This is a genomic window from Dactylosporangium sp. NPDC051087 (assembly GCF_055586325.1).
This window is the reverse complement of sequence record NZ_JBVJIJ010000009.1, coordinates 83,593-105,993: the sequence shown is the minus strand read 5'-3', so window position 1 is coordinate 105,993 and position 22,401 is coordinate 83,593. Positions and strand designations below refer to the sequence as shown.

The 22,401-nt window shown below is 73.2% G+C and carries 21 protein-coding genes; 10 read left to right on the top strand and 11 right to left on the bottom strand.

The genetic code is table 11. The features are described 5' to 3' along the window. Nucleotides 1-9: 9 nt before the first annotated feature. The 3 genes from ACZ6TV_RS18655 to ACZ6TV_RS18645 all read right to left on the bottom strand — a co-directional run bounded on the left by ACZ6TV_RS18655 (nt 10) and on the right by ACZ6TV_RS18645 (nt 3,033). Nucleotides 10-2,253, bottom strand: a complete 2,244-nt coding sequence (locus ACZ6TV_RS18655) for an MMPL family transporter (protein ID WP_465298437.1) — start codon at nt 2,251-2,253, stop codon at nt 10-12. 109 nt (nt 2,254-2,362) lie between these two features. Next, complete coding sequence (locus ACZ6TV_RS18650) at nt 2,363-2,638, bottom strand: DUF4235 domain-containing protein (RefSeq protein ID WP_465298436.1); 276 nt, start codon at nt 2,636-2,638, stop codon at nt 2,363-2,365. Further along, complete coding sequence (locus ACZ6TV_RS18645; protein WP_465298435.1) at nt 2,635-3,033, bottom strand: DUF3618 domain-containing protein; 399 nt, start codon at nt 3,031-3,033, stop codon at nt 2,635-2,637. Before ACZ6TV_RS18645 ends, ACZ6TV_RS18650 begins: the two co-directional genes overlap by 4 nt. Nucleotides 3,034-3,212: 179 nt before the next feature. On the opposite strand from ACZ6TV_RS18645, the gene ACZ6TV_RS18640 reads away from it, so the two are divergent. Then, on the top strand, nt 3,213-4,265 hold the full coding sequence (locus ACZ6TV_RS18640; RefSeq protein WP_465298434.1) for a YihY/virulence factor BrkB family protein: 1,053 nt from the start codon (nt 3,213-3,215) through the stop codon (nt 4,263-4,265). On the opposite strand, the gene ACZ6TV_RS18635 is transcribed toward ACZ6TV_RS18640, so the two are convergent. Further along, nucleotides 4,242-4,967 carry an NAD(P)-dependent oxidoreductase gene (locus ACZ6TV_RS18635; protein WP_465298433.1) on the bottom strand — a complete coding sequence of 242 codons (726 nt, stop codon included), beginning with the start codon at nt 4,965-4,967 and terminating at the stop codon, nt 4,242-4,244. The genes ACZ6TV_RS18640 and ACZ6TV_RS18635 overlap by 24 nt on opposite strands. A 38-nt stretch (nt 4,968-5,005) precedes the next feature. On the opposite strand from ACZ6TV_RS18635, the gene ACZ6TV_RS18630 reads away from it, so the two are divergent. The 3 genes from ACZ6TV_RS18630 to ACZ6TV_RS18620 all read left to right on the top strand — a co-directional run bounded on the left by ACZ6TV_RS18630 (nt 5,006) and on the right by ACZ6TV_RS18620 (nt 7,230). Then, nucleotides 5,006-5,590, top strand: a complete 585-nt coding sequence (locus ACZ6TV_RS18630) for a TetR family transcriptional regulator (RefSeq protein WP_465298432.1) — start codon at nt 5,006-5,008, stop codon at nt 5,588-5,590. A 63-nt stretch (nt 5,591-5,653) separates the two neighbouring features. After that, a complete protein-coding gene (locus tag ACZ6TV_RS18625) occupies nt 5,654-6,541 on the top strand; it encodes an NAD(P)H-binding protein (protein ID WP_465298431.1) in 888 nt (295 codons plus the stop codon). Beyond that, complete coding sequence (locus ACZ6TV_RS18620; protein ID WP_465298430.1) at nt 6,538-7,230, top strand: lysostaphin resistance A-like protein; 693 nt, start codon at nt 6,538-6,540, stop codon at nt 7,228-7,230. Before ACZ6TV_RS18625 ends, ACZ6TV_RS18620 begins: the two co-directional genes overlap by 4 nt. Nucleotides 7,231-7,237: 7 nt before the next feature. Here the strand turns inward: ACZ6TV_RS18620 and ACZ6TV_RS18615 are convergent, their stop codons facing one another. The 3 genes from ACZ6TV_RS18615 to ACZ6TV_RS18605 all read right to left on the bottom strand — a co-directional run bounded on the left by ACZ6TV_RS18615 (nt 7,238) and on the right by ACZ6TV_RS18605 (nt 11,217). Then, entirely contained in the window at nt 7,238-7,567 is a 330-nt protein-coding gene (locus ACZ6TV_RS18615; protein ID WP_465298429.1) for a YciI family protein, read from the bottom strand. A 60-nt stretch (nt 7,568-7,627) separates the two neighbouring features. Next, on the bottom strand, nt 7,628-8,401 hold the full coding sequence (locus ACZ6TV_RS18610) for an endonuclease/exonuclease/phosphatase family protein (protein WP_465298428.1): 774 nt from the start codon (nt 8,399-8,401) through the stop codon (nt 7,628-7,630). 113 nt (nt 8,402-8,514) lie between these two features. Further along, on the bottom strand, nt 8,515-11,217 hold the full coding sequence (locus ACZ6TV_RS18605) for a glycoside hydrolase family 9 protein (RefSeq protein WP_465298427.1): 2,703 nt from the start codon (nt 11,215-11,217) through the stop codon (nt 8,515-8,517). A gap of 151 nt (nt 11,218-11,368) precedes the next feature. Between ACZ6TV_RS18605 and ACZ6TV_RS18600 the strand changes: the two genes are divergently transcribed. From ACZ6TV_RS18600 to ACZ6TV_RS18575, 6 genes are all read left to right on the top strand, one after another. Then, nucleotides 11,369-12,466, top strand: coding sequence for an endonuclease/exonuclease/phosphatase family protein (locus ACZ6TV_RS18600; RefSeq protein WP_465298426.1), 1,098 nt, complete (start codon nt 11,369-11,371; stop codon nt 12,464-12,466). A gap of 93 nt (nt 12,467-12,559) precedes the next feature. Further along, nucleotides 12,560-13,687 (top strand): RCC1 domain-containing protein, encoded by a 1,128-nt coding sequence (locus ACZ6TV_RS18595; RefSeq protein WP_465298425.1) that lies wholly within the window; start codon nt 12,560-12,562, stop codon nt 13,685-13,687. Nucleotides 13,688-13,800: 113 nt separating this feature from the next. Then, nucleotides 13,801-14,604, top strand: a complete 804-nt coding sequence (locus ACZ6TV_RS18590) for a serine/threonine-protein kinase (protein ID WP_465298424.1) — start codon at nt 13,801-13,803, stop codon at nt 14,602-14,604. Between the two features lie 149 nt (nt 14,605-14,753). Continuing rightward, nucleotides 14,754-15,710 (top strand): hypothetical protein, encoded by a 957-nt coding sequence (locus ACZ6TV_RS18585; RefSeq protein ID WP_465298423.1) that lies wholly within the window; start codon nt 14,754-14,756, stop codon nt 15,708-15,710. Continuing rightward, complete coding sequence (locus ACZ6TV_RS18580; RefSeq protein WP_465298421.1) at nt 15,707-16,201, top strand: hypothetical protein; 495 nt, start codon at nt 15,707-15,709, stop codon at nt 16,199-16,201. The genes ACZ6TV_RS18585 and ACZ6TV_RS18580 overlap by 4 nt, the downstream gene beginning before the upstream one ends. Continuing rightward, nucleotides 16,198-18,117 (top strand): DNA recombination protein RecN, encoded by a 1,920-nt coding sequence (locus ACZ6TV_RS18575; protein WP_465298420.1) that lies wholly within the window; start codon nt 16,198-16,200, stop codon nt 18,115-18,117. The genes ACZ6TV_RS18580 and ACZ6TV_RS18575 overlap by 4 nt, the downstream gene beginning before the upstream one ends. Before the next feature lie 12 nt (nt 18,118-18,129). Here ACZ6TV_RS18575 and ACZ6TV_RS18570 read toward each other — a convergent pair whose 3' ends face one another. The 4 genes from ACZ6TV_RS18570 to ACZ6TV_RS18555 form a co-directional block, all read right to left on the bottom strand. Continuing rightward, the gene (locus ACZ6TV_RS18570) at nt 18,130-18,894 is read right to left on the bottom strand and encodes an IclR family transcriptional regulator (RefSeq protein ID WP_465298678.1); all 765 of its coding nucleotides are present in this window, start codon (nt 18,892-18,894) and stop codon (nt 18,130-18,132) included. A 171-nt stretch (nt 18,895-19,065) separates the two neighbouring features. After that, nucleotides 19,066-20,031 (bottom strand): Gfo/Idh/MocA family protein, encoded by a 966-nt coding sequence (locus ACZ6TV_RS18565; protein ID WP_465298419.1) that lies wholly within the window; start codon nt 20,029-20,031, stop codon nt 19,066-19,068. Continuing rightward, nucleotides 20,028-20,942 carry an NAD(P)-dependent oxidoreductase gene (locus ACZ6TV_RS18560; RefSeq protein ID WP_465298418.1) on the bottom strand — a complete coding sequence of 305 codons (915 nt, stop codon included), beginning with the start codon at nt 20,940-20,942 and terminating at the stop codon, nt 20,028-20,030. Before ACZ6TV_RS18560 ends, ACZ6TV_RS18565 begins: the two co-directional genes overlap by 4 nt. Beyond that, nucleotides 20,939-22,378 (bottom strand): amidohydrolase family protein, encoded by a 1,440-nt coding sequence (locus ACZ6TV_RS18555; RefSeq protein ID WP_465298417.1) that lies wholly within the window; start codon nt 22,376-22,378, stop codon nt 20,939-20,941. Before ACZ6TV_RS18555 ends, ACZ6TV_RS18560 begins: the two co-directional genes overlap by 4 nt. Nucleotides 22,379-22,401: the final 23 nt, after the last annotated feature.

Here is a 22,401-nt window from a genome sequence, read left to right as displayed (position 1 = left end):
GCTTCGAGCCTAACCCCGCGGGGCAAACCCGACCGGCTGCGGCGGCGGCGCCGGTGCCTCCTCGACGGGTGGCGCCACCGTCGATCCGAGCACGCTCAGCAGCGCCGGCGCGAGCAGCGAGCGGACGACGAAGGCGTCGATGAGCACCCCGACCGCGAGGGCGAAGGCCAGCTCCTGGAAGGGCCGCAGCGGCACGATCAGCAGCAGGCCGAAGCTCACCGCGAGGGTGAACGCCGCGGTACGGATCGCGCGCGCCGAATGTGGCAGCGTCATCGCGAGGGCCTCCCGCAGCGGGCGCGACCGCGCCTCCCGCCACGCGGGCCCGATGCCGAAGATGTTGTAGTCGGAGCCGAGCGCGACGAGCAGCACCGCCGCCGCGAAGGGCACGTAGAAGGTCAGCCCGTCGCCGCCGAGCCGGTCCTGGAAGACCCAGGTCGTCAGGCCCAGCGTGGCGCCGATCGCGAGGACGCTGCAGGCGAGCAGCCCGACCGGCGCGATGAGCGCCCGCAGGAACAGCACCAGGAACAGCAGGTTCGCCAGCAGCGCGGCGATGGCGATGCGGCCGAGGTCGTGCACGGTCTGGTCGACGATCACGTGCGCGACGGCGGTGTCGCCGCCGAGGGTGGCCGTGGCGCCGTCGAGACCGGCGGCGGCGAGCAGGCCCGGCAGGTCCCGCTGGATCCGGCCCGCGGTGTCGACGGCGCGGGCGCCGAGCGGTTCGTCGGCGAGGATGAGCAGGAAGCGGGCGGCGGCGCCGTCGCGGGCCTGGAAGACGCTGAAGCCTTCCGGCAGGCCCTTGGTGCCGGGGCCGAGGACCGCGGCGATGCCGGCCTCCTTGGCCAGGGCCTGCTGGAGCCGGTCGAGCTCCGCCTGCTTCCCGGCGACGCCGGCGCCCTCGATGAGGACCTCGGTCGGTGACAGGATGCCGTCGGCGAACCCGGTCTGGGCGGCGTCCGCGGCGACCCGCGTCGGGTGGCCGGCCGGCAGCGCCTCGACGAACGACACCCCGAGCCGGATGTGCTGCAGCGGCAGCGCGGCGACGACCAGCCCGCCGACGCACAGCAGCAGCATCGGCAGCGCGAACCAGCGCCGGGTGAGCAGCCTCGCCCACCAGCGCCCGCCGGTCGGGGCCGGCTCCGCGCCACGCGTGCCGAGGGGCCGGCGCAGCAGGGACCAGAAGGTGACCCGGCCGAGGATCGCCAGCATCGCCGGGACGAGTGTGACGGCGACGAGCACGCCGATGAGGATGGCCAGGGCCATGCCGGGGCCGAACGCCCGGAAGGTGGGCGCGTCGGCGACGATGAGCGCGCCGGTACCGGCGGCGGCGGTCGCCCCCGCGACGGCGATGATCGGGGTGAAGCGGGCGGTGGCGTGCCGGGCCGCGTCCAGCCGTGACTCACCGGCGGCGAGCTGGCGGCGCGCGGCGGACAGGTAGAACACGACGTAGTCGGTGACGACGCCGAGCAGCAGCGCCACCAGCAGCGGCTGGGTCTCCTGCGGGACGGGCACCCCGAGCCGCGCCGCGAGCGCGCCGCCGACGTAGATGGTCAGCAGCGTGGCGATGCCGGCGGCGGCGAGGGCGAGCAGCGGCGCGATCAGCGACCGGAAGGCGAAGGCGACGATGAGGAACACCGCGCCGACGGTGATCAGCTCCAGGGTCGGCACCTTCGACTGCAGGATGCGGGTCTGCTCGACGCGGGCCGGCACGGAGCCGGTGATCCCCACGACGGCGTCGTCCGCGTCGTAGTGCAGCTTCACGAACTGCTCCGCGGCGGCGACCTGCCCGCCGAAGGTGACCGACGGGTCGGTGAACAGCAGCGTGACGATCGTCGTGCCGTCCTCGGCGGAGCCCGGGAAGAGCCCGAGGGTGTTCATGACCGGGACCGCCGCCTTGATGGGGCCGACGTCGGTGTACGTGCCGTCGCTGACCGACCGGGCGCGTTCGACCGCCTCCTCCTGGGTGGCCTGCGACAGGCCGTCGGCCTTGCGCTGCACCACGGCGACGCGGCTCAGCAGCGGGAAGCCGAACTTCTCGAACGAGCGGACCTCGCTGGCGACGGCCGGGTTGTTCGCCGACACCAGCTGCTCCAGGTCGGCGCCGCCCTGCGGGGCCGGCAGGTACATCACGGACGCGGCGGCCGCGGCGACCCAGCCGGCGAGGATGAACCAGCGCAGCCACACCACGAGGGCGGCGTATCCGCGCAGCAGTGCGCTGGGGCGCCAGCGGCTGCGGGGTTCCACGACATCGGTCACGGCCCGGTCCCTTCCCGAGGTCTGATGTGGCTCGCCAGTACCCGCCGGGCCGGGCCGGAAAACGGTGCCGCTCGATCGGGCGACGGGCAGGGGTGCGAGGCGCCCGGTGTCAGCCGGGCCAGCGGCCGGTGGCTCTGCGCACGCCGACGGCGCCCGCCCGGTCGACGGTCGCCTTCACCACGGCGAAGATCGCGCCCTGCAGGGCGGCGGCGACGAGGATCTCGCCCCAGCCGCGGTCCTCGTCGGTGGCGTTCGGCGCGTCGTCGTCGTTGGCGACGACCTTCCACACCTGTTTGAAGACCAGCCCCGCGACGAGGCCGGCGCCCGCGCCGAGCAGGAGCCCGACCGGCTTGTACGCGATCTTCGCGCCCAGGCGGCCCATCATCGCCCCCTGCGGCGCACGACGACGGCGACGACCGCGGCGAGGATCAGCGCGGCGCCGATCACGGCCACCGGCACCGGCCTGCGCCGCACGACGACCGCCTTGTCCGACACCGTGCCGGCGAGCCCGGCGGCCTGCCCCTGGATGGCGACCTTCGCCTTGCCGGCGGCGTCCAGCGTCGCGTCTTTCGCCTTGCCGGCCGCGTCTCTGGCCTTGCCGGCGGCGTCCGCCGCGGCACCCTTGGCGCGGTCCGCGGCCTGCGCGGCGGCGTCCTTCGCGCGGGCCTTCACGTCGGTCTTCGCGGCGAGGGCCTCGACGGTGTGACCGAGCTCCGCACGGGTCCTCGCGATCTGCGCCCGCAGCTCCTGCGGGTCCTGGGGAACGTCCGAACTGCCCACGACGCCCGTCCTTCCCGGACCACGGTCCGCACCGCGTCCACGTCCACGTCCGCGGTGACACCGGCCACCGGCTGCAGCGGTCATTCCCTTGTCCTCCGGCAACCAAACACGTCGTCGATGGTTCGGCCCTCGACCGCGGGGAATGGCAGCACGTGAGGGCAACGGTCAGGGAGGTCGGCATGGCAACAGGCACGGACGGGCACGAGACAGACGAGGTCGGCCGCACCGCCGCGGACGAGCCGGACCGGCTCCCCCGCCAGCCGACCGCCGAGAAGGGCCCCAGCAGGATCAGCGGCCTGCCGAAGCAGTCGTACCCGAAGGTGCTGCGGCGCACCGTCAAGGAGTTCACCGACGACAACATCACCGTCTGGGCGGCGGCGCTGACCTACTACGGCGTCCTGTCGATCTTCCCGGGGCTGCTGCTGCTCGTGACCGGGCTGCGCCTGTTCGGCAAGGACACCGTGCAGCGGGTCATCGACAACGTCGGCGGGATCGCCCCCGGATCCGTGTCGGAGATCCTCGGCGACGCCGCCAGGAACCTGCAGGAGGGCCAGCAGGGCACCGCCGGCATCCTGGCCGTCGTCAGCCTCGGCGCGGCGCTGTGGTCGGCGTCCGGCTACGTCGGCGTGTTCATGCAGGCGTCCAACGCCATCTACGACGTGCCCGAGGGCCGGCCGATCTGGAAGACGCTGCCGATCCGCCTCGGCGTCACCGTCGTCACCGGCGTCCTGCTGACCGTCGCGGCGCTGCTCGTGGTCTTCACCGGGCCGCTCGCCGAGCAGGCGGGCCGGGCCATCGGCGCCGGCGGCGGCGCGGTCGCGACGTGGAACATCGCGAAATGGCCGGTCCTCGTGCTGATCGTCGTGCTGCTGTTCGCCATCCTGTACTGGGCCTCCCCGAACGCCAGGCACGGCGGGTTCCGCTGGGTCAGCCCCGGCAGCGTCCTGGCTGTCGTGCTGTGGCTGGTGGCGTCTGCCGGGTTCGGGTTCTACGTGGCGAACTTCGGCTCGTACAACAAGACGTACGGCAGCCTCGCCACCGTCATCGTCTTCCTGGTCTGGCTGTGGATCAGCAACATCGCGATCCTGCTCGGCGCCGAGCTCGACGCCGAGCTGCAGCGCAGCCGCGCGATCCAGGCCGGGCACCCGGAGGCCGAGGAGCCGTACGTGCAGCTGCGCGACACCCGCAAGCTGGACACCGCCGCGAGGTCAGACGCCGGCCGGTCCGCGTGACCGTCTCGCCTCCTGCCAGATCAGGCGGGCGATGCCCGGTCGCACCTCGGTGGTGATGACCGCCATCGCCCGCCGGACGAACCGTTCGCCGTCCAGCTGCGCGAGCATGGCCGCGGCGAGGTCGGAGCGGGCGGTGAAGAGCCCGTCCGCCACGTCCGGGGCGGTCTGGAAGCGGGTGACGGCCGGGTGGTCGAACAGGCCGGACGGGCGGGCGAGGGTCCAGTCCAGGTCGCTGTCGCGGACCAGAGCCTCCATCCGGCGCATGTCGTCGTGGGCGGTACCCGCGATCCTGCGGTTGACCAGCGGGTCCATGACCAGGTTGAAGAAGTGCTCGCCGGTGGGCCGCCAGGCGGGGTCCATCACGCTGGAGCTCACCGCGACGAGCCGCTTGACGCCGTGCCGGTGCATCGCCGCGACGATGCTCGCCGCGCCCCGCGAGTAGACGCTGACCGGCCGCCGGGTCGGTGGCACGCCGAGGCTGGACAGGACGGCGTCGCTGCCGGCGACGGCCCGGTCCACCGCGCCGGGGTCGAGGACGTCGCCGGTGACGACGGCGAGCCCGGCGCGGGTCGCACCGGAAGGGGTGGGGCCGGCCGGGACCGGGCGGCGGGTGACGGCGGTGACCTCGTGGCCGGCCGCGAGGGCCTGGTCGACGAGCCGGCGGCCGGTGGGGCCGGTGGCCCCGAAGACGGTGAGTCGCATGCGTTGACGGTGCCTCGCCCGCGGCGCAGTATTCAACCGTGCTGAATAAAACCCGGGGCCGCCCGCGGGGGCATCCGGACACCAAGGCCCGTATCGCCGCCGCCGCGCGCGAGCTGTTCCTGACGAAGGGCTACCGGGGCACGACGGTCCGGGCGGTCGCCGCGGCGGCCGGCGTCGACCAGGCGCTCATCAGCTACCACTTCGGCTCCAAGCAGGGCCTGTTCGGGCAGTCCCTCGACCTGCTGTGCCTCGGCTCGACGGCCCTCGACGAGGCGCTGCGCGGCGACCAGGCGGGCCTCGCCGACCGGTTGCTGACGGCGGTCACCGGCCTGTGGGACGCCGCCGACCCGGCCGGGCACCGGATCGCCGGGCAGGACGACGACACGATGCGCGTGTTCCGCGACTACCTGGAATGTGAGCTCCGTGTCCGCATCGCTGAATTTCTCGGCGGGCCCGGAGCGTCCGACCGGGCCACCGCCGCCGTCGGCGTCATCGGCGGGCTCGTCTTCACCCGGTATCTGCACCCGATCGGCTCGATCGCCCGGCTGCCGGCGCCGGAGGTCGTGCGCGTGTTCGGCCCGGCACTGCGGGCCGCCCTTCACCCGCCCAGGAGGAGGCCGTGACGGGGTGGCGCCGGGGCTGCGTCGATTTGCGATGGTCGGGTCCGTGCGGGGTACCAGGAACGGGTGACGAAGACCGTGCTCGTGACCGGGGCCTCCGGGTTCATCGGGTCGCACCTGGCCCGCGCGCTCGCCGACGAGGGATACGACGTCCGGGCGATGACCCGCCACCCCGACCGCTACGACGGCGCCGGCACCCCCGTGCGTGGTGACGTGTTCGACCCGGACAGCCTCGGCGCGGCCCTCGACGGCGCCGGGGCCGCCTACTACCTCGTGCACTCGCTGGACTCCGCCGACTTCGAGGAGAAGGACGCCGAGGCGGCCCGTACCTTCGCGGCAGCGGCGGGAAAGGCCGGCCTGGAGCGGATCGTCTACCTCGGCGGGCTCGGCGACGACGACAGCGAGCTGTCCCCGCACCTGCGCTCGCGGCGCGCCGTCGAACGCATCCTGCGGGAGGGCCCGGTGCCGGTCACCGCGCTGCGGGCTGCGGTCGTCATCGGCGACGGCGGGATCAGCTGGGAGATCACCAGGCAGCTCGTCGACCGGCTCCCGGCGCTGCTCACCCCGAAGTGGGTACAGACGCGGACCCAGCCGATCGCGTTGCCGGACGTCATCCGGTACCTCGTCGGCGTCCTGGAACCGGTCGAGGCCCGCGGCAAGGTCTACGAGATCGGCGGCCCCGAGGTGCTGCGCTACATCGACATGCTGACCCGCGCGGCGCAGGTCCAGGGCGACCACCTCGCCAACGTGACGGTGCCGCTGCTCACGCCGCGGCTGTCGTCGTCGTGGCTGGTGCTCGTCACCGACGTCGATTTCACGACCGCGCGGAACCTCGTCGACTCCCTCAGCAACGAGGTCGTCGTCCACGACCGCAGCATCGAGGAGGTCGTGCCCGGCCCGACGATCGGCTACGACGAGGCGGTCCGGCTCGCGCTGCGGGACCGCGCGGCATGAGACGGTTCGTGAGGGCCGCGTTCATCGACCGCGTGCCCCGCGACCACACGCAGCCGGACGCGCAGTTCCGCCGCCGGCGGGTCGTGTCCGCGGTGACGCTCGTCGTGGGCGCGCTGCTGCTCGGGCTGTCGCTGTCGATCCGCCCCGGCGACGCGCTGTTCTACCCGATGACCCTGGCCGTCGCCGCCACCTGGGTCGCCGGGGCGTTCCTGTCCGGCCCGCTGCACCTCGGCCGGATCCTGTTCCGCGACACGCTGCGCCGGCCCGTCGTCACCCCGATCCTGACCGGGCTGCTCGCCGGGGCGGTGTTCATCGCCGGTTCGCTCATCGTTCGGGAGATCCCGCCGCTGCGCGCCTCCACCGAGGACGTGCTCGACCACGCCAGGTACGGCTCGATCGTCCTCATCACCGTCGTCACCCTCGCCAACGGCGCCGCCGAGGAGCTGTTCTTCCGCGGCGCGCTCTTCGCCGCCATCGGCCGCACCCTGCCGGTGACGATCTCCACCGCCGTCTACGCGCTCGCGACCGTCGCCACCGGCAACCCGATGCTCGTCTTCGCCGCCGTCGTCCTCGGCACGGTGCTCGCCCTGCAGCGCCGCGCGTCCGGCGGGGTCCTCGCCCCGGTGCTCACGCACGTCACGTGGTCGATGGTCATGCTGTTCGCGCTGCCGCCGCTGATCGCCGGCTGAGCACGCCCTAGCCCTCCAGCAGCGGCCACACCTCGACGACGCCCTGCGCGACGGCGCACGGGGTGCGCGAGACCATCTCCACGGCCTCCTCGATGCTGCCGGCCTCGATGATCCCGAACCCGGCGAGCGGCAGACCGGCGGACAGGAACGCCCCTTCCCGCACGGTCACCCCCGCGCCGTCGTGGTTGCGCACCTGCACCGGGGTGCCGGCCCGGCCGGCGCTCGCGCCGCCCGCGAGGAGCTTCGCGTCGTGCGCGTGCGCCTCGTCCCGGACCGCGGGGTCGGTGCGGTCGTACCCGGCCTGGTCGCCATATCCGATCGTCACGAACCGTGCCATGATGACCTCCTTCGCCTCGATGGTATGTCCGCCGTGCCGGTTTCGCCGGGTTCACCGGGTTCACCGGCCGAAGGTCAGGTCCGCCTCGATGCCGTAGTGGTCGGACAGGAACAGCTCGCGGCCGTCCGCGACCCGGACCGCGTCCTGCAGGACGGTGCGGGCCCGCGCGGTCAGCGGCCGGTCCCGGCCCGGACGGACGAGGACCTGGTCGAGCGCCGGCGGGGAGGGCCAGCGCGGTGTCGGCCGGTAGGTCGTGGCCGTGTCCCCGGCCAGGACGTCGCGCAGCCCGGCCGCGGCGGCGAACCTCGTGAACACGGGCGCGTCCCGGGGCACGTTGAAGTCGCCGGCCACGACCGCGGGCAGCGCCGGCTCGAACCCGGCGACGACGCGCGCCAGCTGCGCCAGCTCGCCGTCGATGATCCGCGTGTACCGGTTGCCCTCCGACCAGTCGTCGTCCCGGTTGGCGGTGAGGTGGGTGTTGACGACGACGAGCGGGCCGGCCGGCGTCTCCACGACGGCCAGCTGCGCGCCCTTGCGCATGAGCAGCTCGGTGCGGCGCGGCCCGGTCATGGGGTACCGCGCGAACCGGTACCGCAGGACCGGCCACCGCGACAGGATCAGCAGCCCACCGGCGGGCAGCACGCCCCAGCTCACGGCCCGGTGCGGGTAGCCGGACACCCGGCGCAGCAGCCGGACGCTCCCGCCGTGCAGGACCTCCTGCAGGCACACGATGTCGTACCCGGAGCGCTCCAGGACGGGGCCGAGCGCCCGCAGCCGGGCCGGCACGTCGTCCCGCATCAGGGCGTTGAACGTCAGCAGCCGAACATCGATCATCGACGCATTCCACCATCCGCCCGCCCGGCGGCGCCACGAGGAATCCCCGGCCCGCCCGCCCGCGCCGGGCCGCCGGCCGTCGCGGGAGGACGGCCGGCGGCACGGGTGCCGGGTCAGGTGCAGGTGGTGCCGTTGACGGTGAAGGCCGCCGGGGCGGCGTTGGTGCCGGTGTACGTGGCGTTGAAGCCGAGGCTGACCGTGCCGCCGGCGGGGACCGCGCCGTTCCAGGCCTCGTTGGTGACGGTGACCGCCGCGCCGGTCTGCGTCCAGCGGCCGGACCAGCCCTGGGTGACGCGCTGGTCGCCGGGGAACGCGAAGGCCATCGTCCACGACGTCCACGCGGCCGGGCCGTTGTTGGTGATCGTGACGCTGCCGGTGAAGCCGGTGCCCCAGCCGTTCACCGAGTACACCACCTTGCACCCGCCGGTCGGTGCCGGCGGCGTCCGTACCGTCACCGGCGCCGACAGCAAGGAGAACTGCCCGGCGGTGTCCTTCGCCCGGACCATCAGGACGTATTCGGTGTTCGCCGTGAGGCCGGTCAGCGCCACCGCCGGCCCGGTGCTGGTGGCCAGCACCGACAGCGCGTCGCCCTGCCGGCGGTGGATCTCGTAGCCGGTGACGCCGTTGTCGTCGGTGGACGCCGGCCAGGTCAGCGTGAAGCCCGTCGAGGTCACGGCCGAGGCGACCGGCAGGCCGGGGGTCGTCGGGCGGGCGTCCGCCGGCGGGTCGGCGGTGGTGACGGTGACCGGCGCGGACGCGGCGGACGTGAGCCCGGCGCCGTTACGGGCCGCCACCACGTACGTGTACACGGTGGCCGGGGTCAGGCCGGTCAGCGACACCGACGCGGTGGTGGTGGTCGCGACGACCGTCGACGTGCCGCCCGAGACGCGACGCACCTCGTAGCCGGTGACGCCGCTCTCCGGGTCGGTGGACGCCGCCCAGGTCAGGCGCAGCCAGGTGGCGGTGACGTCGGACGCGACCGGCGTGCCCGGCACGGTCGGCGGGGTCGTGTCCTGCGGCAGGACCGTGCCGGTGTGATCCGCGGCCCAGCTCGCCAGGGACGCCAGCGCCGAGTTCCAGTTGATCGCGACCTCGTTGACCGAGTAGGCGCCGATGTCGTCGACGAAGCACTTCTGCGCCTTGCACCCGCCGAGCTGCGCCTGCGCGACCGGGTCCTGCAGGCCGCTGTTCGGGCCGCCGGACAGCGACCCGGGCGGCGCGGTCGGCAGCGACGCGTCGGACTGGTTGGCCCAGAACCGGTGGTGCACGTTGCGGACGGCCTTCTCGCCGTAGCCGGCGATGTACGACTGGTTCAGCGGGTTGCGGCCCAGCAGGTAGTCCAGCGTCTGGAACACCCCGGTGCGGTACTTCGCGAGGCCGGTGAAGTCGTGCGCGAGGCCGAGGACGGCGGCGTTGTTGGCGATCTGCCCGTCGGAGCCCCAGTTGTAGGTGGTGCCCCCGTTCGGCGCCGGGTAGCCCTGCGCCGCCATCTGGCTCAGCAGGCCGTCGGCGAACGTCGCGAACTTCGCCCGGGTCGCGGCGACGTCGGCGGCGGGCAGGCCGTTGGGGACGAGCGCGAGGGTGGTGTCGCCGAGGCCGCCGACCCAGCCCCAGTCGTAGCCGCGCTGGTTGAAGCTCGCGCCCTTGTACAGCGGGGATCCGGTCACGTCGGTGCGGTAGGACGCGCCGCCGGTGGTGGTGAACAGCTCCGCCGCGGCCCAGTAGAACTCGTCGCTGACGTTGCTGTCGTCGTACGCGCCGCCGCCGGTGCTGTCGGTGCCGCTCGCCAGCCGGTTCGGGTTGGCCTTCGCCGCGGCGTACGCCTTCTCCGCGGCGGCGAGCGCCCGGGCGGAGAACGCGGGGTCGAGCGTGCGCCAGATCCGGGCCGCCTGCGCGGCGACGGCGGCGAGGTTGAGCGTCGCGGCGGTGCTCACCGGCGACAGCAGGCGCCGCTGCGGGTCGGCCTCCGGGCGCATCGGCAGGCCGGTCCAGTTCTCGTCGTGGATCTTGTGATGGACCATGCCGGCGTCGGTGCGGCCGTCCGGGACCTGCATCCGCAGCAGGAACTCGACCTCCCAGCGGGCCTCGTCGAGCACGTCGGGGACGCCGTTCGCGCGTTCCGGGATGGCGAGGGTACCGTCGCCGAGCGCGGCCCGGTCGCTGCCGGCGACGTTCGCGGCCCGCTCGTAGATGTTGAGCAGCTGCCACGCGGCGATGCCCCCGTTGACGACGTATTTGCCCTGGTCGCCGGCGTCGTACCAGCCGCCGCGCACGTCCAGGGAGTAGCCGCAGGTCGCCCGGCACGGCACGGACGTGTCGCCCTGGTTCGGCGCGACGCCCACGTGCCCCGCGGGTCGGGCGTAGCGGCTGCCGACGTACTGCGACTCGATCGCGATGCCGCTGCGCTGGTGGTAGAAGAACGCGAGGGAGTCGTAGCGCAGCTGCTTCACCGGCGCGGCGGAGATGTCGAAGGGGTAGCTGTCCGACCCGCCGGCCGACAGCACGTAGCCGCTGCCCGGGGTGTCGTAGGCGGAGAAGTCGGCGATGTGGACGGTGTCGCCGGACAGGGCGTCGGCGCCCTTCACCGTCGTCTGTCCACTGGCGACGGTCGCGCCGGCGGCGTTGCGCAGCGTCCAGCCGATCGGCGCGGCGGCCGAGCTGACGACGGTGGCCTGCTTGGTCAGGCCCGGCACGTACGCCACCTGGTTGACCTTGACCGGCGACCCTGGGTCCGGCGCGGCGGCCGCGGGCGGCGCACCCACGGTCAGCGCCAGCAGTGCGCTCGCCGCGGCGATCGCCACGGTACGGCTTCTCATTGTCGGGAGTCCTCCTGCGGCAAAGGGTGCCGGCACTGGCGGGCGCCGGCGTGCCGGACCGTATGGGGGACCTCGACGCGCTGTAAAGCTCTGCCGGAAAGGCGGACGATCCTGCGGCGTCGCCGATGTAACTTACGGTCGGGGGGAACACATGCGGATCGCCGGCTACAACGTCGAGAACCTGTTCAACCGCGCCAAGGCCCTCGACCAGCGCACGTGGGCGGCGGGCCGGCCGGTCCTGGAGGCGTACCAGCGGGTGTGCGAGCTGCTCGAGGAGCCCGTCTACACCGGCGAGGTCAAGCACGACATCCTGCGCGAGCTGGGGAAGCTCGGGCTGCGCGGCGGCGACACGGCGAAGTTCGCCCGGCTGCGGCAGAACCGGGGACGCCTCCTCGTGCGCCGCCGGACCGGCGTGGTCGAGGTCGTCGCCGGCGGCCGCGCCGACTGGATCGGCTGGGTGGAGCTGACCACCGACCGGGTCGACGAGCTCGCCCTGCTCAACACCGCCCGGGTCATCCTCGACGTGCGCGCCGACATCCTCGGCGTGATCGAGGCGGAGAGCCGCCTGGCGCTGAAACGCTTCGCCGACGGCGGCCTCAACGGCATGTACGAGCACTTCATGGTCGTGGACGGCAACGACGAGCGCGGCATCGACGTCGGCGTCATGTCCACTCCCGGCTTCCCGCCGGTGGGCCAGCGCACCCACGTCGACGACGCCGACGACCGCGGCCGGATCTTCAGCCGCGACTGCCCCGAGTACCACTTCCGGCTGCCCGGCGGGCAGATCCTGGTGATGCTGGTCAACCACCTCAAGAGCAAGGGCTACGGCGGGAAGGTCGCCTCCGACGCGCGCCGCCGCCGGCAGGCCGCCCGGGTCGCGGACATCTACCGCGCCCTGGACACGCCGCTCGTCGCCGTCGTCGGCGACCTCAACGACACCCCGGCCAGCGAGCCCCTGGCCCCGCTGCTGCGCGACACCGACCTGCGCGACGTCGGCACCCACCCCGGCTTCGAGGACGGCGGGCGGCCCGGCACGTACGGCTACTGCACCGCCCCCAACAAGCTCGACTACGTCCTGCTCTCCCCCGCCCTCTACGCCGCGACGACCGGCGGCGGCATCCTGCGCAAGGGCGTGTGGGGCGGCCGCCGCGGCACCCTGTGGCCCATCTACGACACGATGACCCAGCCGGTGCACGCCGGCTCCGACCACGCCGCCATCTACGCCGACATCGACCTGTCCCGCTTGTAACTTCCACACCGGGGCACACCGGGGCGGCAGATCAGCGGCCCTGCGCCGGGCGCGTCGTTGACGGCGGGCGCGGCGGCTGCGGAGCCTCTGCGCATGCGTCTGCGGCGGTGGTTGATGGTGCTGGCGGTCGGGATCGGGACCCTGGCGGTCCCCGTGGCGCCGGCCGGCACGGCGGCGGCCGCGACGACCGGCTGGCTGGAGGTCTCGGCGGGCACCATCCACTCGTGCGCGATCCGGTCCGACCACACGCTGTGGTGCTGGGGCCGCAACGACTCCGGCCAGCTCGGCGTCGGCGACCTCACCGAGCGGCCGCTGCCGACCCAGGTGGGCAGCCAGGCGAACTGGCAGACCGTCGAGACCGGCCTGCAGCACACCTGCGCGGTCAAGACCGACGGCGACCGGTACTGCTGGGGCCGCAACACCGACGGCGAGCTGGGCCTGGGCGACACCACCAACCGCACCGCACCGCGCCGGATCATCGACGAGGGCGCCTGGCGGTCGGTGTCCGCCGGCACCTACTTCAGCTGCGGCATCCGGGCCGGGAACACCCTGTGGTGCTGGGGCCGCAACAGCGACGGGCAGCTCGGCGTCGGCGACACCACGGGCCGGTCCCGCCCGGTCCAGGTGGGCAGCCAGGCGAACTGGGACATGGTGGCGACCGCCAGCGGGTTCGTCTGCGCGCTCAAGACCGACGGCACCCGGTACTGCTGGGGGCGCAACGACACGGGCCAGCTCGGGCTCGGCGACACCACCACCAGGACCGCGCCCCGCCGGGTCATCGGCGAGCCCGGGTGGCGGACGGTCACCGCGGGAGCGTGGTCGGCGTGCGGCATCCGCACTGAGGGGACACTGTGGTGCTGGGGCGACAACGACACCCACCAGCTCGGCATCGGCGAGGACCACACCGAGCACCCCTCACCGGTCCTGGTGAGCAGCCGCAGCAGCTGGACCCGGGTCACCATGGCGACCACCGGCCTGTTCGCCTGTGGCCAGGCGGCCGGGGTGCGCTACTGCTGGGGATCGGGCGCGCTCGGCGTCGGCGACCACGCCCTGCGCGATACGCCGGCCGCCGTGTTCGACGGACCTTGGACCGGTCTGTCCGCCGGTGGCGCCCACACCTGCGGCCTGCGCAACACCCACCTGTACTGCTGGGGCGACGCCCGCTCCGCCGGCGCCGGCGGCACCGAGGAGATCCTGGAGCCGCTGCTGATCGCCGCGTGACATTGTCCTGACAGAGCGCATCGGCCCAGCCGATCGGATGATGTCATGACATGCCCGATCCCCATAGATTGCTGACGCGGTGATCGGCCGCCATCAATCACGGGGGGACCGGGATGACCAGGATCGTCGGCGTGCACGGGGTGGGCAACTTCGACAGGTATCCGTCGGCGCACGACGCCGCGGTGGACCTGGCCTGGATCTGGCAGCAGGCGCTGACCGACCACGTGCCGGCCGAGACGGTCGACCTGCGGATGGCCTACTACGCCGACCAGGTGCGCCCGACGCCGAGCCTCGCGGCCGCGGTCGGCCAGCAGCTCAGCGGCGCCAACTTCGGTCAGCTGGCGGCCTGGGCCGACGCGCTCGGCGCGCCCAGCGACGCCGGGCGCGGGCACGCGGCGCTGCCGCCGTTCGTCGACTGGCTGGCCAAGCGCAAGGACCTCGACAACGCGCTCGTCCGCTCCTTCGTCACCACGTTCATCGGCGAGGTGGACCGCTACCTGGGCGGGCCGGCGACCCGTCTCGCCGTGCGCCGCACGGTCGAGGCGCAGGTGGAGCAGCACCGCCCGGACGTGCTGATCGCGCACTCGCTCGGCTCGGTCGTCGCCTACGAGGCGCTCGTCGCCCGGCCCGACCTGCACGTCGACCTGTTCATCACCATCGGCTCGCCGCTCGCCCTCGACACCGTCGTCTACGACCGGCTGCCGCACGACGGCGCGGACACCCCGTCGCGCCGACCGAACGTCGGCCGGTGGGTCGACGTCGCCGACGCCAAGGACCTGGCGGCGGTGCCGCGCAGCCTCGCGGCCCGCTTCGACGTCGACACCGAGCACCGGGAGGACCTCGGGCTCACCGCGCTGCCCAGCGCCGTGGACTACCTCCGGACCCGCGCGGTCGGCGAGCTCCTGGCGGCGGCCTGAGTCCGTTCACCGGTTCGAGCGACCAACAACCGGTGAAAAATCCACGAACTCTACGCTCTGGGTAGCGGATCCATAGCTTTCCGTGACAACCTGAAAGCCGCGAAGATCAATGGGGGTCGACGAACTGCGGCGCGAGGGAGGAGCGGGAGATGACCGCGACTGCGGCCGCGATGAGTCTTGCCTCCGGAGAACCGCCGATCAACTTCGCCGCACACCAGCTGCGGGCCGGCAACATCGCGGGCGCCCGCGACGACTTCGAGCAGATGCTGGCGATGCTGCTCGCCGCGATCTACCCCGGCGCCCGGGCGATCACCGCCAACCCCGGCGACTGGGGCATCGACATCCTCCTCGGCGAGCTGTCGGGGCTCGTCATCATCTGGCAGTCGAAGTACTTCTGGCCCGTCGTCGGCCGCGGCCAGCAGGGCCAGATCCGCGAGTCGTTCGACTCCGCGGTCGCCTCGGCCGCCCGTAACGGCTACCGGCTCAGCCAGTGGGTCCTGTGCGTGCCGGCGAGCATGGACGCGCAGACCGCGCAGTGGTGGGACAACTGGCGGGCCAGGCGGCAGCGGGACACCGGCGTCTCGATCGAGCTGTGGCACGAGAACGTGCTGCGCGGCCACCTCGTGCGGCCGGACTGCGCGCACGTGCGGCGGCACTTCTACGACCCGTACGTGCCGGCGCAGACCCCGCGGGCGCCGGTGCGGGACCTCGACCCCGACGACGACGCCGGCCTCGACCGGGCGCTGTTCGTGCGCCAGCTGCGCGCCGCCGGGCACGTCGAGCTCGGCGCGGCGAAACGGGAGTACTTCAACGCCGAGCTCCTCGCCCGGGACGTCCTCGACAAGCGGATCCCGTCGGAGGTCGAGGCGCTCAGCGAGGCCGACGGGATGGTGCACGGCATCTGGGAGGCGTCCTTCAACGCCAAGGCGGTCACCGGCGATCCGCGCCTGCCCGGGCTGCACGCCGAGGTCATGCACGAGATCCGGGAGTCCGGCGCGTTCCCGTCGCAGCTGCGGGCCGGTCCGGTGCACCGCTGCGGCCTGATGCACCGCGTCGTCGAGGACCGTCGCGCGGGCTGGGTCCGGCACTGGCGGGACATCGCATGACCCCCGAGGAGATCTCCGTCTTCCGCCAGGCGAGGCTGCTCCTCGCGCTGGAGTGCGCCGGCGAGCCCCTCGACGCCGAACGCCTCGGCGTCTACGACTTCCTGGCCACCCACCCGCTCCTGCTGGCCCGCGGCGACGACGACCCGGAACGCACCGCGCTGCGCCTGGCCGGCTTCGACGACCGCGCCACGGAGTACGCCAGCCCCGCGCAGCGGTTCGTCACCGCCCAGCTGCACCTGCCCCGCGACCTCGCCGCCCTCGTCGGGCGCGGCCTGATCGAGGTCACGGCCACCGGACGGGTGACCTACCGGCTCACCCAGGAGGGCGCGAGCATGGCCGCTCGATTCACCGCGATGTATGCTCAGCTGTACCGCACAGCGGCGCGCATCGTCATCCGCCGCCTCCGTCGCCTGAGCACCCGGAGGCTGCGCGAAGGCCTACGGCAGTGGCTCCTTCCGGTTCCTTCTTCCGCGGTGAAGGACCTGACATGATCGGTCTGCGAGCACACGGCATCCGGCTCAGGCGGCTGCGCCTGCACAGCGGCGACCGCACCTATGACGTCGACTTCCGCGCGCCCGACGACTCCCCACGGCCGCTGTCCGTGCTCGCCGGCGCGTTCAGCACCGGCAAGACCACCGTCCTGGAGTTCGTCGACTACTGCCTCGGCGCGTCCGACCACCCGCGCCACCCGGAGATCATGCCGAAGGTCCGCGCGGCGACCCTCGAGGTGGAGCTGTCCGGCACGCCGTATCTCATCGAGCGGGCCGTCGGCGAGCCGTCGATGTTCGCCTACGTGCGGGCCGGGCGCCTCGACGAGCCGGGCGCGGCCCCTCCGGTGCGCCGGCCGCTGCGCCCGGCGAGCCACCCGGAGAGCCTGTCGTCGCTGCTGCTGTCGCACTGCAAGCTCGAGGGTGTCCGGCTGCGCGACAGCGGCGTCGACACCGACCCGCTGAGCTTCCGAGACCTCATGTGGCTGTGCTTCCTGCCCAACGAACGCCTCGACGACAAGGACCTGCTCTTCCGCAGCGTGCCGATGAAGCACCTCAAGCTGCGGCAGGTCGTCGACGTCGTCTTCGACGTCCACGACGACCACTCCGTGGAGATCGGCCGCCGGATCCGCGCGGTGGAGGCCGAGCTGTCCGCGGCGCGGGCCGCCTACCGCGCGGCGGAGCAGATCGTCGACGAGCAGCACGCCGGCGACCGCGACGACCTCGAGGCGCTGCACCGCGGCGCGAAGGACGAGCTCGCCGCGTGCGCCCAGGCCCTCGCGGCGCTGGACGCGCAGGGCCGCGCCGGCACGATGTTCGCCGAGGAGCTGCGCGAGCGGCACCGCGCCGCGGCCGTCGAGGCCCGCCGGGCCGCCGAGGAGCTGCGCGACCGGGAGACCTCGCTGCGGCGGATGGCGGAGCTGCACGGCAGCTACGCCGACGACGTCGCGAAGTGGACGATGCTCGCCGAGGCCGACCACCTCTTCGAGCCGATGCGCGTGTCGGCGTGCCCGTCGTGCCTGGCACCCCTCGCGGGCGGCGAGGACCGGTGCCCCGAGTGCCGGCTGCCGATCACCGACGGCGGTTCCGTCGACGTGACCGCCGAGCTGCGCTCCGCGAAGACCCGCCTCGCCGAGCTCAACCGGTACACCGACGAGCTGCAGGAGCGGCTGCCCCGCCTGCGGGACGCGGCGGAGCGCGCCCAGCGCGCCGAGGCCCGCGCCGCGGCGGAGGTCGACGAGGCGACGGCGCACACGATCACACCGTTTCTCGCCCAGCGCGACGCCCTCGCCCGGCGCCGGGAGGAGGCCGCCGCGACCCTCCAGCGGGCGCTGAGCGGGCTGCGGCTGGTGCAGAGCCTGGAGCGGCGGGCCGCCGGCATCCTGCACCAGATGGACCAGGTCGCCGCGTACCGCGAGGAGCTGGCCGCCGCCGGCCCGCAGGCGCGGCGCGCGGACCGGTCCGCGGTCGTGCGCCGGGTCGGCGAACGCTACCGGGAGATCCTGCAGGAGTGGCGCTACCCGAAGGTCGCCGACGCCTACCTCGCCGAGGACCTGACCCCGTACATGCGCGGCGAGCCCTACACGGCCGCGTCCTCGGGCGGCCGGACCCTGATCGCCCTCGCCTGGCAGCTGGCGCTGTTCGAGGTCGCGTGGGAGTCCCGCTCGTCGCATCCGGGCTTCCTGATGCTCGACAGCCCGCAGAAGAACCTCGGCGTCGCCGACGACCTCGCCGACGGCGTCACCATCGAGCGCATCTACCAGCACCTGGAGCGCTGGCTGGCCGGCCGCGGCGTCGGCGCGCAGATCGTCGTCGCCGACAACGCGCCACCACCCGCCGCGGCCGACGACGTCATCGTCCGCTTCACCCGCCGGCCGGACCAGCCGCCCTACGGCCTCATCGACGACGAGACAGGGTGACCCGACGACCGGTCAGCGCGCGGCCACCTCGTCCACGCGCCCCGGCACCCACCCGAGCCGCGTCGACAGCCGCGCGGTCGTCTCGAGCAACGCGTCGCGGCAGGCGTCGAACTCGGCCTCGAACCGCTCCTTGGGCCCGCAGACGCTGATGACGGCCGCGACCTTGCCGTTGTGGTCGAAGACCGGGGCGGCGACCGATGCCGCACCGCTGCGACGCTCGCCGATGGATCGCGCCCAGCCCTGCTCGCGCACGGCCCTGAGCTCCTTGAGCAGCGCCGCCGTGTCGGTGATCGTGCCGTCGGTCACCGCCTCGAGCGCGCTGTCGAGGTAGCGGTCGACCTCCTCCTCCGTGAAGAAGGCGAGGAACGCCTTGGACGACCCGCCGGCGTGCAGCGGGTAGGGGATGCCCAGGCTCACCGACATGATGACCTCGCGCCGCGGCACCACCTCGTCGACGTAGATGCGCCGGCGCTGGTCGACCCGGACCGACAGGGTCGCCGTCTCGTTCGTCCGGTTGGACAGCCGGACGAGCTCCGGGTGCGCCATTCGACGGATGTCGATCTGATCCATGTAGGCGAGGCCGAGCTGCATGATCCCGATGCCGAGGGTGTACCTGCGGGTGGTCTCGTCGAGCTCGATCAGGCCGCGCACGCGCAGCGACGCGAGCATGCGGTGCGTAGCCGCCTTCGACATCCCGAGCCCGTCGGCGATCTCACTGACGCCGAGGTCACGGGTCGGGGCGTCCTTGAAGTACATCAACAGATCCACGGCCCGCACGACCGTCGCGATGGTGGCGCTCGAGACCTTGGCTCCTCCTAGTTGGAGCTCGAGGTCATCCAGCTGCGTGCCCTGAGACAACGTGTCCATCCCTTCCCAAGTCGTGCCCCTCGGCCGCGTCAGTGGCATCGAGCACGGTGCCGGTCCAGCCCGTCGTGGTGGGTCGCGAGGCTACTCATCGAGCCTGACCCATCCGCCGGTCCGCGCGGAGGTATACCAGAGATCTACGAGACGCACGGCGGCCAGTCCTTCGTCCCCCCGCACGGGGAACGGGTCCCCCGACCCGACGGCACGGTCGGCTGCACGAAAGTACTCCAGATGGCCTGCGCCGTAAAGGAGGTCCGCGCCATCGGCCTCCGGTTCCGGCGGGATCATCCCCACGGGGGATGAGACTACCTGAGCACCTTCGATGACCACGTTGCCCTGATCGGCGAAGAGGGTCATCCGCACCCCGGCGCCGCGGGCCGCGACGGCCGCCACCGACACCGCCGCGCTGACGTCGCCGGGCAGCCCGATCAGTGCCGTCGCGACCTCGTCGGACGGTCCGGTCACGTGGCCCACGAGCCGCTCCGGCAGGCCGAGCCACCAGACGAGCAGGTCGAGGTAGTGGACCCCGACGGTGCGCAGGAGGCCGCCGCCGGCCCGTGCCCGGTCCGACTGCCAACCGGGCACCTGGACGGGCGCCGGTAGGTTGACCTCGACGACGACGCTGCGCACCCGCAGCGTGCCGTCGGCGATGACCTGCCTGACCCAGCGCAGGTGAGCGTAGGCCCGGTAGTTCATCAGGCAGCCGAGCTCGACACCGGCGGCTTCGGCGGTGGACACCATCCGGCCCGCCTCTTCCGCGTCGCGTGCGAGCGGCTTCTCCACGAGGACGGCGAGCCCCTTGGCCGCTGCCACCTCGACCGTCCACTCGTGCAGGTCGTGCGGCAGCGCCACCGAGATCGCGTCGGGGCGCTCCCGCTCGATCGCCGCCTCGAGGTCGCCGTAGACGGTGTAACCGGCGGCGGATGCCTTCTCGCGAGCCTCCGGAACGGAGTCGACGATGCCCGCGACGACGGCCGACGGGACGCGCGACAGCGCGGCCGCGTGCACCTCACCGGCCCGGCCGTAGCCGACGATCAGCCACCGGCTCATCGCGGACCTCCGGCCCGCGTCCGGAACCACTCCGCGACGAACGCCCAGTCCTTCTCGGCGGCCGTGCCGTCGACCCCCTCGCCGAGCGCGCCGGCGATGACGTCGCCGAGGGGCAGGTGTCCCCCGTGCTGCCGGGCTTCCGCCCGGGCGAGGTCGACGTCCTTCTTCCCCAGCCGCATCGTGAACGCGACCGGCTCGTAGCGTTGCTCGCTGACCATCTGACCGTAGGAGCGATGGATCAGTCCGGAGAACAGCCGCTCGGTGAGGACGTCGAGCAGCCGGCCCGGCTCGAGCCCGCCGCGTTCGGCGATCCCGGCCACCTCGCCGAGCGAGCCGGCCGTCACCGAGATCAGGTAGTTGCCCAGGATCTTGACGAGATTGGCCTGCGCCGCCTCGGGGAAGGTGTGGACGCTGACCGCCAGGTCGTGCAGGACCGGGCGGATCAGATCCACCGGCTCGGCGTCGCCACCCGCGACGATGGTGAGCTGACCCCCGGACGCGGCCGCGGACCGGCCGAACGCCGGCGCCGAGACGTAGTGGGCGCGCCGGGAGCGGTAGAGACCGTCGAGCTCGCGCGAGAGACCGGGTGAGATCGTCGCGCAGTTGACGTGGACGCTGCCCGGCGTGACGGCCCCGAGGACCGTGGCGCCGGCGAGCACCTCCCGCACGGCGTCGTCGTTCGGCAGCATGCTCAGGACGATGTCGCACGAGGCGGCCGCGGAGATGTCGGACGTGACGGTGACGCCGTGCGCGGCCGCGCCGGCCGCGCGTGCCGCGCCCCGGTTCCAGCCCAGGACCGGACGGCCCCGGTCGACGAGCCTCGTGGCCATGGCCATGCCCATGGCACCCAGCCCCAGCCACCCGATGGCCGGCTCCGCGCGGGCTCCCGGTGCCGCGCCGCCCGTCGTCACGACCACTGCCAGGTCGAGCCGCGCCGCAGGAAGCTGTCGCAGCCGGTCTCCTCGAACAGTTCGAGCTGGACCTCGTTCGCGCGGCGCACGGCCTCCTTGAGATCGACCTGGACCGGCTGCCCTCGGAGCATCACGGTGCGGCCGCGCACGACGACCCGGTCGATGGAGTCGGGGGCGGGCCCGCCGGACCAGACGAGGTTGGCCAGCAGCGCCCCCTCGGGGGCGGCGGTCGGCTCGGCCGACAGGTCGATGACGAGCAGATCGGCCTCCTTGCCCACCTCCAGCGACCCGATCCGGTCGCCGAGGCCGAGCGCCCGCGCACCGCCGATGGTGCCGAGCTCGAGCGCCTGCTCCGCGGTGCCGAACAGCAGTTCGTCGCCGAAGTGGCCCTTGTCGCCCCGGACGAGCTTGCGCGCGCTGTCGCCGATTCGCTGGGCCATCAGGTACGACCGCATCCCGAGCCAGAAGTTGTGGCCGTAGGAGACGACCGGGCCGTCGAGGCCGAGACCGACGGTGACCCCGGCGTCCAGGTACTGCCGCGAGTCGAAGGTGACCATGCCGAGGATGAGCTCCATGTCCGGCACCAGGGAGACGCTGGCGCCGGCGCGGGCCAGCAGCTCGGCCTCGCCCGGGCGGATGTTCTGCGCGTGGATGCCGATGACGTGCTTGTCGAGCATGCCCTCCGAGTGCAGCCACTCGAAGGAGCCGCCGTCCCAGCCGCGCACGTCCTTGAGGTAGGCGCCGTCCATCATCGAGGGCGCGTGGATGTCGAACTGCTTGCGGTTGTCCAGCGTCCACTGGTAGAGCGCACGCAGGTCGGACTCGCTGACGTAGGTGATGCCGATGGTGCTGGCCGTCACCGACATCGTCGCCGAGTCGTAGGCCGCGGCGAGCCGGTCGGTCTCGCTGAGCGCCGTCTCGACGTCCTCGCGCAGCTCCTCCGGCACCGCGAGCGGGTCGTTGATGAGCAGGCGCGCGGCACGGGCGCGGATGCCCGCGTCGGTCAGGGCGCGCAGCACGCCGTCCATCGAGCGCTTGTTCGCGTGGGTGAAGTGGTCGTCGGTCGTCGTGGTCACGCCCGAACGCAGCAGGTCGAGCGTCGGCGTCATCGCCGACCAGTAGGACCGCTCCTCGTCGCAGGCACCGGTCATCGGGTAGTAGAACCCGAAGAGCCGCTCCTGGAACCTGGTCCCCTCGGCCATGCTGCGGATGCAGCCCTGGACGAGGTGCGTGTGCGTGTTGACGAGGCCCGGCATGATGAGGTGGCCGTCGCCGCCCCAGGTGTCGCGCGGCTGATAGGGGGCCGGCCCGGTGCCGACACCGACGATGGCGCCGTCGGTGACGGCGACCCAGCCGTCGGAAAGTACGCGCCGGTCGGCGTCCATGGTGATGATCCGGCCCCGGATCAGGACGTCACACGGTGTTGGCTCGTTCATGTGGAGACCTTCCTCTGGCGCCG